This is a genomic window from Sulfurimonas sp. (assembly GCF_050296975.1).
GTDB lineage: Bacteria > Campylobacterota > Campylobacteria > Campylobacterales > Sulfurimonadaceae > Sulfurimonas.
Genome location: NZ_JBNKRX010000012.1, coordinates 149,202 through 163,464, shown reverse-complemented (window position 1 = coordinate 163,464; position 14,263 = coordinate 149,202). Strand labels below are relative to the sequence as shown.

Sequence of the window (14,263 nt, the reverse complement as noted above, 5' to 3'; positions counted from 1 at the left end):
GGTCGTCATGAAGAATCTTAGTATTAGTCAAAAGTTGCATATTCCATTAGTTGTATCTATACTTTTAGGTTTTGTAATTATAGGAATAAATTATTATTATTCACTTCAAAGTATTGAAGAAGATGTATATAAGCAAGAAAAAACAAATCTCCGTGCAGTGTATAATGATTTATTACAAAGTAAAGAAGATATAGGTTTAACAAATGCTATAGATATAGCGGAAAACTATTTTGTTATTAAAGCCTTGCAAGATAACAATAGAGCTATTGCCATTTCAGGTTTAGAGCGTTTTTCAAAAAAGTATAAAGAAAATACACATCTAAAAAACATTAAAATCCATATCCATGATGCTGATATCAAAAGTTTTTTAAGAGTTTGGCAGCCTAAAAAATTTGGGGATGATTTAAGTAGTTTTAGAAAAACTATTGTACAAGTAAAAAAAGAGAAAAAGCCATTTGTTGCTATAGAGCTTGGACGAGCAGGTCTGGTTTTAAGGGGACTTTCACCTGTAATAGATGAAGATGATAAATATTTAGGTTCTGTTGAGTTTATGCAAGGGTTGAACTCTATAGTGAAAAATGCTCGTAAAAACTATGGAATTGATATAGCTATTGTTATAAAAAATGAGTACTTGAATGTTGCTACTGCACTTAAAGATGCTCCAAAACTAGGTAATTATACACTTGCTGTAAAACAAAGTGCAGTGGATGGAGAGTATCTTAATGAGTTAGCAAGTACAAATCTTCAAAATATTACAAAATTAGAAAAAGAGAAAAATTATTTTATTGCTACTGAGCCAATCAAAGATTTTTCTAATCAAATTATTGGGTATGCACTTATCGCAAAAAAACGCTCAGAGATTGAGCATACTATAGATAGTGCTGAAACTTCACTCCTTCGACAAATATACATCATGATTTTTATCGATATTTTTATCTTAGTTTTTTTACTACTTGTAATAAAAAAAGGAGTTACAACTCCTATAATAAACCTTGACAAAGTGGCAGCAGAATTAGCTCAAGGCGATGCAGATTTATCGCAAAGATTACCAATTGTTTCACAGGATGAATTGGGACATGCAAGTAAAAGTTTTAATATATTTTTAGATAAAGTTGAGGGGTTATCAAACCAAGCCAAAGAGGAAACAATAAAAGCAGAAAATTCTGCTAAAGATGTAAGAGAAGCGCTTGAAAAAAGTCAATTTTATTTAGACCTTTCACATAAAATGATAGATGGAACTGAAAATAATATAGCTGATTTAAATCGTAGTATGCAAGGAAATATACAAAAGGTAAAAGAGGTAAATAATTTAAATAATCAAACAGCTGAAGTGATCAATAAAGTAACCCTCTCTACAGATGAATTGATTAGTTTAATTACAAATATTATTGAGATGATTAGTGATTCAAGAGCATCAGCAGAACATTTAAATTCAAATGTTGAAGAGATATTTAGTGTGATAACACTCATTAAAGATATTTCCGATCAAACTAATTTACTTGCTTTAAATGCTGCTATTGAAGCTGCACGTGCAGGTGAACATGGACGTGGTTTTGCTGTTGTTGCTGATGAGGTAAGAAAATTAGCCGAGCGTACCCAAAAAGCTACACAAGAGGTTGAAGCAAACATTAGTATCTTAAAACAAAACTCTACTACAATGACGGAAAATAGTGAAAAAATTGATAAATCTGCATCATCATCACAGCTTATGTTAGATGAATTTAAAAATACGCTCAATGAGATGATACATAATATTGAAGTAATAAAATCATACAATCAAACTATTGGTGAAGAGATGTTTGTTAATGTCGCAAAATTAGATCATATGAACTATAAAACTACATCGTATGCATCTGTTTTTGATGGAAGTAGTAAACAAAATTTTAATGATTACAAAAGTTGTAGTTTTAGTAAATGGTATTACGATGAAGGAGCAGAAACATTTAGCCATAAAAGTGCCTATAGTACTATTGAAGCGCCACATAAATTAGTACATAAAAGTATCCAAAAAGCTATAGAATTGATGCAACAAGAGAATGTTGAACATGAAGAGATATTGATGCTTTTCCAAAAAACTGAAGATGCATCAAAAGAACTTTTTGTTTCTCTTAATGCATTAGTCAAATAATATATATTTTTATTTAAATATGTTAATATGAAATTGTGTTATAATTTTAAGAAAAATTAAAGGGTATGAAAATAGGTACATACATTGATGCGTGATTCTTTATTTTTGAAATCTAAAACGGTACTATTTGCTGAAGATGATATCGCAATGCGTACAGAAATGGTTAAAGTATTAACTATGATCTTTAAAGAAGTTTTAGTAGCTGAAGATGGAGAAGAAGCGCTACGCCTTTATGAAGAAGAGACACCTGATATATTAATAACTGATATAAAAATGCCAAAAAGAGATGGAGTGTCTTTAATACGGCGGATAAGGAAAGAAGACTATCAATTCCCAATAGTATTGATGACAAGCTATACGGAAAAAAAGTTTTTATTGGATGTTGTAAATCTTTCAATAGATGCGTATCTTATCAAACCAGTTGAGTTAAATCAATTAGTTTCTGCATTAAAAAGTGCATTTCAGCGTTTACCCATACGAGAAAGTATTATTTCTTTAGGAAAAAGTTTTTATTATAATACTGCGACAAAAGAGCTTTATCATGATGGAAATCTCATAGTTTTGGGAGTTAGAGAACATGATTTTTTGAAATTGCTCATAGATAATCTAAATCGTACAGTAACAAAAAGTGAAATTTCTGAAATTCTTTGGCCATTAGATCCTATGAGTGACTCAGCATTGAAAAATTTAGTTTTACGATTAAGAAAAAAATTAAATGGTGAAATTATCATATCAGTTAGAGGTATTGGTTATAGGATTGATATCTCTAATGTTAATAGTATGTTTTAATCACTATCTATGTCTATAGATTTATTAAATTTTCATTTATTTTTTTTAATTGCCTTTTTGGGGTATTGTTTGGGGGTTTTCTCTCATCATATTCTTTTGTATCTATATACAAAAGAGAGATCATATCTGATTTTTGCTATATATGTAGTAGCTGTTTTTGGTGGAATCATAGCTATAACAGATGGAGGAGAAGAGTTAGTTTCAGATATGCCATATGATCTACTTTCCTTTTCTACAGAGACAGTTTTTTTACAGTGTTATCATCTTGCTTTAATCTTTTTAACTTTATGTCTCAATGAAACAAAAAAATATTTTCCTAAACTTTACCGTTTTTCTATAGGGATTTCTCTAGTTGTTACTTTTGGATTGTTGTTTTTATTGGAAGGAAGAGCAGGTTATGAACTTGCTTCGTTATCTGCTTTAATTGCATTTAGTTTAACATTGGGTATTACAATCTACTCTATACAACATAATGTACCAAATTCTTATGAGTATTTTTTAGCGATTTTTCCACTTTTAATTGCTATCTTGATTTATATATTGGCTATTAATAATATTCAAGATTATCAACATGCTTCATTAGTAGTTTTAGTTGCAGATAGCTGGAATATAGCTTTTTTATCATTTGTTATCTCAAAAAAAATTAAAGAACTTCAAGAAGAAAGAGATGCTATTATAAAGCAAAAAGAATTAGACAACATAAAACTTTCTATGCAATCTAGAAATGCTATGATTGGAGAAGTTATAGCTGATATCACCCATCAATGGAAACAACCACTCAATGTCATAGCAAATATTTTAAATAAATTGAAAGCTACAATACTTTTTCAAGGGCAAATATCCAATAAAGAGATTTTACACTCTGTAGATCATAGTTTTGAGGTGATTCATCATCTAAGTGATACTATAGATACATTTTATAAGTTTCTAGCTCAGTATAGTTCTTCTAAAGAGCAGTTTTTCATTGCAAAAGAGTTTGAAACAATCAAAAAACTTATTGATTATACTTTAGGTTCTAGCAGTGTGAAATTACATTTTTCAATTAATGCAAATCCTATTTTAAAAGGAGATTCTAATGAGTTTATTCATGCTGTTTTAAATATTCTTGTGAATGCTAAAGAAGCGTTAGAAACTAATAATGTTAAAAATCCTTTCATAAATATAAATCTTAAGATTGAGAATAAAAACTGTATTATCACAATTATAGACAATGCTGGTGGAATTAAGGTTACACCTTTAGAACTTGTATTTGAACGATATATATCTACCAAAAGTGGAGGTTCAGGATTAGGGCTACATATGGCAAATGAAATTATTGTTAAACATTTCAATGGAAAGCTCAATGTGAAAAATAATTCTTTAGGTGCATGTTTTACCATTGTAGTACCTTGTTGACATATGGATATGTGAGACTATTTCGAGACTGAATATACGTTAGTATCAGCTACTATATCAAACTAAATGGAAGTCTTATGTTTACTAGTACTTTAAAAGTTTTTAAACATTTTTTTCAAACTTTTTGTTTTTTTAGCAAAGACAATTGTAAAAAGAAAAAATATACAGAGATCAATAATCATTGTAAGCAGATACTCAATTATAGTAGAGACCCCATGTATATTGTAGATGTAACTTCTGAGGGTCGATTTATTCATAAAATGGTAAATTCTGAATATCTAAATGTAAGTGGATTATCTGAAGAAAGGGTAGTTGGACTTTATTTAGATGAGATAAATAATGAAAATAGAGATGTGCTCATTGAAAAATATTCTGCATGTGTGGATGCTGCAAAACCTATTGATTATCATATAACTTTAAAGTTACCTGCAGGTACAAAAACTTTTCATTCAAAACTCTCTCCACTAGTTGATAATACAGGTAAAGTATACAAGATTATAGGTGTTGCACGAGATATCACTGAAAAAAAAGAGCTGGATGAAAAAATTTATATATTATCACAAGCGATTAATACCTCTTATGAATCTATATTTTTAATTGATATTGAAACACAACATTTTACATATGTAAATAATACTGCTGCAAATAAACTAGGTTTTACAAAAGAAGAGTTGTTAAATGGCATGGGAATTTTAGATATAGACGTAGTCATGACGAAGGAAAAAATAGAACAACATTTTAAAGAGATTAGAGAGAGAAAATTTGTAACTTTAGAAACAAAACATTATTCTAAAAGTGGTCGTGCTTATCCTGTAGAAGTGAGGGCGCAATACTTTAAATATGGGGATAAAGAGTTTAATCTCGCTATAGTACGCGACATTAGCGAAAAAAAAGAGATTGAAAAAAGGATGGAGTATTTAGCACATCATGACCCTTTGATAGGTTTACCAAATAGACTCTCTGCAAGAGAGATTGCAAGAACTCTTTGTGCAAGTGCTCATCAAAATAAAAAAATGGTAGCATGTTTATATATCGATATGGATGATTTTAAAGTTATCAATGATACTTTAGGTCATACGATTGGTGATAGCGTGATTAAAAGTTTTGCAAAAAGGATACAAGAGAATATTCGATCTGAAGATATCCTTTGTAGACAAGGTGGAGATGAATTTTTACTATTTATGCCTAATATTTCTGATATTGAAGTTGTTGAAAAAGAGGTAGAAAAAATACTTAGTTTATCAGATGAAGATGTACTCATTGAAAACAATACACTTGTCATAAGAGCTTCTATAGGGATAGCTCTTTATCCAAAACATGGTGAGAACTTTGAATCTTTGATTGCTAATGCAGATATGGCAATGTATCAAGCTAAACGTGATGGGAAAAGTGCTTATCATTTTTATACTGAAAAGATGAAAAATGAAACTTTAGCACAGTTTATATTACAAAATGAGATTAAAGTAGCTTTACAAAACAAGCAATTTTATTTGCATTATCAGCCACAGATTGATATTATAGAAAAGAAAATTGTAGGTGCAGAAGCATTGATAAGATGGAATCATCCGCAAAAGGGGATGATCTCTCCAGGAACCTTTATCCCAATAGCTGAAAACAGTGGTTTAATTGTACCTCTTGGAGAGTGGATCATTAATGAAGCATGTAAACAAGCTTCTATTTGGTGCAAAATGGGGATTGAAGTAACTATAGCGATCAATATTTCTGCGATACAACTTAAAAGAAAAAATTTTGAAGAGATAATCAAACAAGCAGTTTTGAAAGCTAAAATTCCACCAAGTTGTCTTGAACTTGAGTTGACTGAATCAGTGCTGATAAATGATATTGATAATACATTGGAAACCATCAACAAGCTTAAAAATTTTGGTATTAAACTATCTATAGATGATTTTGGAACTGGGTATTCAAGCCTCTCTTATTTGAAACGTTTTTCTGTAGATAAATTGAAAATTGATCAATCTTTTATATTTGGGATGTTACACGACCAAGAGGATAAATTAATTGTTGATACCATTATACAGATGGCAAAAAACTTTAAACTCAGAACAGTAGCTGAAGGTGTTGAAGATAAAAAAACTTTAGCATTGTTAACGAAGCTTGGTTGTGATGAGATACAAGGATATTATTTTGCTAAACCTATGAGTTCAGAAGATATGCAGAGGTATTTTCAAACGTTTTCATATACTTAAAACATCTTTCATTAAGGTATAATATGGAGTTTTTTTTGTGTAAAGGATAAAGATTATGACTCCAGCGATTAGATTGCTAAAAAAGCAAAATATATCTTTTAACACACATCAATATGAACATGATGCAGCATCAAAATCATATGGTGAAGAAGCTGCACAAAAGTTGGGTATTGCACAAGAGAGAGTTTTTAAAACTTTAGTTGTTCAAAGTGAAAAATCTTTAGCCGTTGGTGTTGTCCCCGTTTCAAAGATGTTAAGTTTAAAAGTTATGGCAAAAGCACTTGGTGTCAAAAAAGTAGCTATGGCTGATGCCAAAGATGTGGAAAATGCGACAGGCTATATTTTAGGTGGAGTGAGTCCATTTGGACAGAAAAAGCGTCTCAAAGTTGTACTAGATAGCAGTGCTTTAAATTATGATACTATTTTTGTAAGTGCTGGGAAGAGAGGTTTAGAAGTTGAACTAAGTCCCACAGTTTTTGAAAAAATTTTAAGTGCAAAGTTTGAAGAGATAGCAAATTGATGCTACAATAAACGTACTAAAAGTTGGAGCATCGATATGGAAGTGAATGAAAAAGTATTTGAAACCATAGACGGTATGGGATATCCACTACTCATTGTGGAAAATACAGGAGAAAAATACAACTTTATATATGAAAATAGTGCTTTAAAAAAATTAATCTCTATTGAAGAAGCACAATCTTTGCCAAAAGATTTAGAAAAACTCATAAAACACTTACCATTAGAATCTGGAAGCGAACAAATCTCACTTCATAATTATGCAATATTTGATGCTGTTTATACAATCTATGCGACTAAAACTGGAAATAATCTTTCACTGATATTTGTAGAGTTACAAATTCAAGAACTTTTTAAAAATATGACTTTTATTGATGAAGATAGTGGATATAATCCTTTAGTTGTTGTCTTAAATACACAAGGGCTATTAGTTGATGCAAATGAGTCTTTTTTAGAAACAGTACAACTAAAAAGAGAAGATATTCTTCAAAAGAGTTTTTTTAAAACATTTATCCCCGGTGATTTAGCAAAACTTAACAAGCACTTAGAAGCTATCCATTCAAGTGATTCACATCATCAACACTTTATAACACCTTTAAAAGACAAAGAAGGAAAGTTATATCGTATCCAATGGCAAGTTTCAACAATGAAAAAAGGGGAAAATGTTTATATAGTTGCTATAGGGAGTGATGTGAGCAAATTTATGGAGGAGAACTGTGAGCTTAAACGTGAGATTACAAGTATAAAAGCAGGTTTTGAGTATTTCCCAATGGCTATAGGTTATATGGATTCTAAAGGGGATTTTATCACTATGAATCCAAAGTTCATAAAAATGCTGAAAATTCCTCAAACAAAGAAGCACTTGAACTTCAAAGAGATACCATTTTTCCATAAAAATATAGATTTCAAACAGATGAGTGAATATATAGAACTCATCAAAGAGATGCATTTCAATTTTAAAGAAGATGGGAAAAATTATAGAGTAGATATTCGTATGTTGCACAACTCCAAAAGGAATACGAAGCTTTATATATTTGTAGTGCAGAAACTGTAGGTTTAATTTGTTGGAGTACAATACAGGTCGAAAAGGTTTTTAATTTATGTATAAAAGATTTGTTTTATTTACAAGTTTATTGTTTTTTGTTGGCTGTAGTGCAATGGAAACAGAAGCTCCCCAAGAGATTCAACCCAAAAAAGCTGTCGTAAAAAAGGCACCAAAAAAAGTTCAAAAAATACCTACAAAACAAGATAATAAACTTATTGTAGGTGGCTTGGAATATGTTTATATCCCATCTTCAAATGTTACACTCAAAGCGAGAATAGATACAGGTGCTAAAACTTCATCAGTGTATGCTGTGGATGTTAAAGAGTTTGAGCGGGATGGAAAAAGATGGGTAAAATTTAAACTCATCAGTGGAAAAAACAGTTTTGTAGAAAAAGCTTTACCAGTAGTTCGGACTGTTCGTATTAAACAAGAAGCCGAACTTGATAATCAAAGAAGATATGTTGTAAAAATGAGAATAAATTTAGGAACACTGAGTCAATTGGTTGAAGTAACTTTAAATGATAGAAGCAAACTTCTTTATCCTGTTTTGATAGGGCGAAACTATTTAACAGGGTTTGCAATGGTTGATGTTTCTAAGAAATATTTGACCACCCCTCAAAAGAAATAAGTCATGAAATCAAAAAATGGGATTATTTTATTTTCGATAATTTTGATCTCCATCTCTTTTGGTTTGATGGCTTTTAAAGTTAACTATCTTAATTTCCCACTTTTTGAACAAGAAACTACTAACTTATGGAATATAGAAGCAAAAATCTCTTTTAAAGCACTCAAAAAAGAGCCAGTACTTATCTCTATGGCATTACCCCCAAAACAAAATGGTCTACTTATTGTGAATGAGGAAGCAAGTTCACCAAACTATGGCTATACAACTCAAAAAGTAAATAATATCAATATTGGTGTTTGGTCTAAACGTGAGAGTGTTGGACAGCAAACACTGTACTACTCTATAGATGTTGTACAAGATCAATATTTTCAAGATGATGTGGCAGATTTTGAGCAAACTATGCAGATGCAGGAGTTCTCAAAACCAGTACTTCAAGCTGCTAATTCAATCATAGAAAGTGTATATGAAAAAAGTGCCGATGCTTTAACTTTTTCTTCATTATTGATTAAAGAGTTTTCAGTTGAAAAACCATCTCAAGCTGCAAAGATGATCAAAAATCATTTTATGAATACCGATAAAGCAAAAAGAGATATCTTATTTCAACTCATTCAACAAAAGGGCTTTAAAGTACGTACTATTGGAGCACTTCATTTAGAAGATAAAGCAAAAAATGTAGCCTTAACACCAATGTTAGAGGTATACTATAAACACAGATGGTATCTTTATGATGTTAATCTAGGGCAAGTTCATGATAAGTCAAATATTTTTATTTGGCAAAGAGGTTCACAGTTTTTACTCGAAGCTGAGGGTGCAAACAATTCCAATGTAAGATTTTCAGTAACAAAAGTGATTGTCCCTGCTAGAACGATAGCACTTTCAAAAGATATAAAACATCAAAGTGCTTTGCTGGACTTTTCATTGTTTGTACTGCCAAATGAAACCCAAAATACTTTTAAACTATTGTTACTCGTACCGCTTGGTGCATTTGTAGTGGTATTTATGAGGGTATTTATAGGTATAAAAACATCAGGAACATTTATGCCTGTACTTTTAGCAATGGCTTTCATTGAAACGCAGTTACTTCCAGGGATTTTGATGTTTTTGTTAGTTGTTACTATAGGGCTAATGGTTCGCTCATCCCTTTCACATTTAAACCTCTTACTTGTTGCGCGGATATCTTCAGTTTTGATTGTTGTTGTAGGGATCATGGCACTTGTAGCGATCTTTTCACAAAAGATAGGTTTGGGATATGCAGCAAGTATCACATTTTTTCCTATCATCATCTTGGCTTGGACGATTGAGAGAATGTCAATTACATGGGAGGAAGATGGTGCAAGAGAGGTTTTTAAACAAGGTGGAGGGTCTTTAGTTGTGGCTATTTTAGCGTACTTTGTTATGACAAATGGCACTTTGAGTTTTATTACTTTTAACTTTCCAGAAATCCTTTTAGCTGTTTTAGGTGTAATCATTTTAATGGGAAGATACAACGGGTACAGACTCAGTGAGTTATATAGATTTAACTCCATGATAAGAGATTAGACGAGATTTGTAATGTTTGCAAACCCTTTTAAACTTAAAAAGCTTGGTATTTTAGGGATGAATGAACGTAATATCAACTTCATCAGCCAATACAATCAACGAAAAAATTTTCCACTTGTTGATAATAAACTCAAAACAAAACAAATAGCACTGCAACATAACATAGCAGTACCAGAACTTTTAGGGTTCATAGAGTTCCAAGCTGATAGAAAACACTTCCAAAAACTGATAGAAAATGAAAATGCTTTTGTGATAAAACCAGCACAAGGAAGTGGTGGTAAAGGTATACTTGTAATTAAAAAAGATGGAGATGCTTACGTTAAAACCTCTGGAGAAAGAGTAAGTAGTTCTTATATACGACGACATATCTCAAACATCTTAAGTGGGTTATATTCTCTTGGTGGAAGAAACGATATCGCTGTATTTGAAAAAATGGTAACTTTTGATGAGGTTTTTGATGGCTTTAGTTTTGAAGGAGTTCCAGATATTCGTATGATTGTATATAGGGGTTATCCTGCCATGGCTATGATGCGCCTTTCAACCTCTATGAGCGATGGAAAAGCAAATCTACATCAAGGTGCAGTTGGAGTTGGTCTAGATATGGCAACTGGAAAAGCGATAAGTGCTGTGCAGTTTAACAGACCACTTACACACCATCCCGATACACAAAAAAAACTAAATGAGCTTGTTGTCCCTTTTTGGGATGATATCTTAAGACTCAGTGCTAAATGTTATGAGATGACAGATATGGGGTATCTTGGTGCAGATATAGTGATAGATAAGTATAGAGGTCCATTAGTTTTAGAGCTAAATGCCAGACCTGGACTTGCTATTCAAATAGCAAATGATTGTGGGGCATTGCATAGGTTTAAACTTATAGATGAAGTAGCTACAAAACATAAAACCATAGAGAGTAAAATAGAGTTTTCAAAAACACTTTAAAAGTTCTCAAAGGGGAAAAGATGGGCAAAAGATACGATGGTTTAACACAAAACGATAAAGAGTTTATAACACAACAAAAACTTTTTTTTATAGCAAGTGCAAGTAATGGTGGTGAAGTGAATCTGAGCCCAAGAGGGTACGATGTATTTCGTGTACTTGGAGATAATGAAGTTATCTTTTTAGACTATGTTGGCAATTTTTTGAGTATAAAGGGGAGCGAGACACCCTTAGAAAATGGTGTATAGATGGTGAGAGAAGTGGAAAAATTGAAGCATACCAAGAGAAAAATGCTACACCACCCGATCTAAATGAGTTTCGTGAAAAAAATTTATAGAAAAAGTACTGTTCATACGTTTTGTAAAGCAAAACATCCTTATGAGCCTTTTAATATTCAAGATGCTAAGACATTGATCATTGGCAATACTCCGCCAAGCCGTTTTGTAACGAAAAAATTGCAAGAGGGTGATATAGACTGGTACTATGGAAGTAAGCATAATGCTTTTTGGAAACTATTGCAAGAGGGTTGTAACTCTCAAAAACCACTCAATTCTAAAGAAGTTCAACAGCAATTTTTTTTAGATAATCATATAGGGATTTTTGATACGATCGAAGAGTGCAGTCGAAAAGAGGGATGTGGTGCATCTGACGGTGAACTTTTTAACATAGTACTTGTAGATGTATCAGCAATTTTAAAAGAGAATATACATCAAAAACTAAGAGTATTTTTTTCAAGTAGATTTGTTGCAGAGCTTTTTCAAAAAGCTACTAATGTAAAGTTTGATCTATGTTCACGTGAGATGCAAACAGTTGCATTAGGTTCAAAACTTTTAGAAGTGACTATCTTATACTCCCCATCACCATCTTGGGCAAGAGGTTTGAATGAGGCAATTAGAAAAGATCCGAAAAAAAATGAGCTTCGTTTAGAACAATATAGTAAAATTCGCGCATGAAAAATGCACTTCTTGATCGAAACAACAACATCGCCATACTCCTTGCAGGGATACTTGCCATTATAGTAGGTATAGGTGTGGCACGATTTGCTTTTACTTCACTACTTCCATATATGCTAGAAGATTTTTTGACACTATCTCAGGCAGGTATTTTAGCATCGTTAAATTTTACTGGTTATTTGGGCGGAGCTGTTTTTTCTATATTTATAAAAGATATCAATACAAAAGTAAAGTATTTTCGAATAGGTATGATCTTGAGTATTGTTTCAACATTAGTTTTAGCACTAAGTTCTAGCGAAAGTATATGGCTAATTTCAAGAATAGTTGCAGGATTTGGTTCAGCTATGGTTTTAATTGTCGGTGGTGCTATTGTAATGGTAAAGCTCAATTTTGAAAATAAAACAAAAGCGATGGGGATACACTTTAGCGGTATAGGTTTTTCAATTGTGGTGTCGGAACTAATTTCGCAATATGTATTACAAAACTATACATGGTCGCAAGCATGGCTTATTTTAGCTCTGTTTGGAAGTATCGTAACAATTTACTCGTTGTATATTTTATCGTTTGATAAGCAGATAAAAAAAGACTCACCAAAACACCATCTCTCCAAGTCTATATTTTCTCCGTATGTGATCTTATTGATTGCGGCATATTTTACCGAAGGTGTAGGGTTTGTGGTACAAGGGACTTTTTTACCCGACATTATCAACTCTCTAAAGGGGTTAGATGGATATGGAAACCTTGGTTGGCTGATCGTTGGAATTGCAGGAATTCCTTCTTCTATACTCTGGATGCGATGGGCACATAATTATGGAAGTGTCAATGTGATTATTGTTGCAATGCTTTTGCAGATAGTTGGGATTTTAATCCCGACATTAAGTAACAGTGTAGGACTAAATTTACTTAGCGGTGCACTTTATGGAAGTACATTTATAGGACTTGTTGCACTGTTTTTAAATCTAGGGGGTCACTTAGCTGGAAAAAATCCAGTAGTATTGATGGGTGCGATGACGGCAGCGTATGGGATCGGACAAGTGGCAGCACCACTGTATAGTGTTGCTTTAATCCATCACTTTGGTAATTACAATAGTACTTTGTATTTGACTGCTTTTATAGTATTTATCGGTGTGTTATTATTATTGTATGCAGAAAAAAAGACTAAAACCGTGATCGATAAAAGTGCATTTGATTTAAAAGATATATTGCAAGTGAGATAGCAGATGAGTAAATTTCAGCTATTTAAATAAGTTGAATCGGTAAAAAATACTTAACGTGAAACTCTCCTTTATCTGATAAAAAATGGTTTGTATAAAACTCTGTGTAAGATGGCTGTGTAGTGGTTTCAAAACCACTTTTTGGCAGCCACTCATGGTATGCCCACTGGATCAATTTTAAAATATCTCCATATTTTCCTTTTACCTCAAAAGTTGCATATAATCCTGCTGGGATTGTAAATGATGAGAGCACACTTTTTTGTAATTTTGTCTTACTAAGTGGTACAGTCGCAGCGATGTAATAACACTCTTTTAAGGGGGTTACGATTGGATTATCGTGGTAGATTCCTATCTCTTTATATTCAGTGATATTATTGCCATATACCCATGCTTGAAGTTTTTGCCAACTCTTTTTTATCTCATAGTTGTAGCCTTTATGGCGGACATAGTAGGCTACTTGATCTTCTGTTTTTATGATTTTTGGTTCAAGTAAGGAGTAATCTGCTAGTGAGAGTGAAGCAGTAGGTGAGCTTTGAAGAATTTGATTGGAGTAGTTTTTAAATCCACCTTTTCGCCAAACTTTTGGAGAGACTTCGAAACGCTCTTTAAAAGCTCTAATGAATGAAGTTTGGGAAGAGTATCCACATTGGTTTGCTATCTCTGTGATCGTAGAATGGGTATTTGTCAACAATAGATTTGCCGCTTTTTGCAAACGGATCGATTTGATTGTCTCATAAATATTCATCCCTATCTGTTCTTTAAAAATTCTATGGAAATGAAATTTGCTTAAACTATGCATTTTTGCTAATTCATCAACATTGATATTAGTAGCTATATGTTGGTAAATATAGTACATAACACTGTTTGCAATCTGTGAATGTATCTGCATAGTATCTTTTTTCATAGAACAATT

General features: G+C 32.0%; 13 protein-coding genes. 12 read left to right on the top strand and 1 reads right to left on the bottom strand.

The window, feature by feature from the left end; genetic code table 11:
• The first annotated feature begins 7 nt into the window (after positions 1-7).
• The 12 genes from ACQY56_RS04395 (at position 8) to ACQY56_RS04340 (ending at position 13,353) form a co-directional block, all read left to right on the top strand.
• Complete coding sequence (locus ACQY56_RS04395; protein WP_428739314.1) at positions 8-2,128, top strand: cache domain-containing protein; 2,121 nt, start codon at positions 8-10, stop codon at positions 2,126-2,128.
• An 87-nt stretch (positions 2,129-2,215) separates the two neighbouring features.
• Positions 2,216-2,917, top strand: a complete 702-nt coding sequence (locus ACQY56_RS04390) for a response regulator transcription factor (protein ID WP_428739723.1) — start codon at positions 2,216-2,218, stop codon at positions 2,915-2,917.
• A 9-nt stretch (positions 2,918-2,926) separates the two neighbouring features.
• On the top strand, positions 2,927-4,312 hold the full coding sequence (locus ACQY56_RS04385; protein ID WP_428739047.1) for an ATP-binding protein: 1,386 nt from the start codon (positions 2,927-2,929) through the stop codon (positions 4,310-4,312).
• A gap of 77 nt (positions 4,313-4,389) precedes the next feature.
• Positions 4,390-6,519: a sensor domain-containing protein gene (locus ACQY56_RS04380; RefSeq protein ID WP_428739048.1), complete on the top strand. Its 2,130-nt coding sequence runs from the start codon at positions 4,390-4,392 to the stop codon at positions 6,517-6,519.
• Positions 6,520-6,574: 55 nt separating this feature from the next.
• Positions 6,575-7,039 carry a Cys-tRNA(Pro) deacylase gene (gene ybaK / locus ACQY56_RS04375; protein ID WP_428739049.1) on the top strand — a complete coding sequence of 155 codons (465 nt, stop codon included), beginning with the start codon at positions 6,575-6,577 and terminating at the stop codon, positions 7,037-7,039.
• 36 nt (positions 7,040-7,075) lie between these two features.
• A complete protein-coding gene (locus ACQY56_RS04370; RefSeq protein ID WP_428739050.1) occupies positions 7,076-8,089 on the top strand; it encodes a PAS domain-containing protein in 1,014 nt (337 codons plus the stop codon).
• A 46-nt stretch (positions 8,090-8,135) separates the two neighbouring features.
• Complete coding sequence (locus ACQY56_RS04365) at positions 8,136-8,708, top strand: ATP-dependent zinc protease family protein (protein ID WP_428739051.1); 573 nt, start codon at positions 8,136-8,138, stop codon at positions 8,706-8,708.
• A gap of 3 nt (positions 8,709-8,711) precedes the next feature.
• Entirely contained in the window at positions 8,712-10,244 is a 1,533-nt protein-coding gene (locus ACQY56_RS04360) for an inactive transglutaminase family protein (protein WP_428739052.1), read from the top strand.
• Between the two features lie 12 nt (positions 10,245-10,256).
• Positions 10,257-11,186 carry an alpha-L-glutamate ligase-like protein gene (locus tag ACQY56_RS04355; protein WP_428739053.1) on the top strand — a complete coding sequence of 310 codons (930 nt, stop codon included), beginning with the start codon at positions 10,257-10,259 and terminating at the stop codon, positions 11,184-11,186.
• Between the two features lie 20 nt (positions 11,187-11,206).
• A complete protein-coding gene (locus ACQY56_RS04350) occupies positions 11,207-11,431 on the top strand; it encodes a hypothetical protein (protein ID WP_428739054.1) in 225 nt (74 codons plus the stop codon).
• Positions 11,432-11,503: 72 nt separating this feature from the next.
• Positions 11,504-12,136, top strand: a complete 633-nt coding sequence (locus ACQY56_RS04345; RefSeq protein ID WP_428739055.1) for a hypothetical protein — start codon at positions 11,504-11,506, stop codon at positions 12,134-12,136.
• Positions 12,133-13,353: a YbfB/YjiJ family MFS transporter gene (locus ACQY56_RS04340; protein ID WP_428739056.1), complete on the top strand. Its 1,221-nt coding sequence runs from the start codon at positions 12,133-12,135 to the stop codon at positions 13,351-13,353. Before ACQY56_RS04345 ends, ACQY56_RS04340 begins: the two co-directional genes overlap by 4 nt.
• Positions 13,354-13,375: 22 nt before the next feature.
• Here the strand turns inward: ACQY56_RS04340 and ACQY56_RS04335 are convergent, their stop codons facing one another.
• Positions 13,376-14,254: an AraC family transcriptional regulator gene (locus ACQY56_RS04335; protein ID WP_428739057.1), complete on the bottom strand. Its 879-nt coding sequence runs from the start codon at positions 14,252-14,254 to the stop codon at positions 13,376-13,378.
• Positions 14,255-14,263 lie beyond the last annotated feature (9 nt).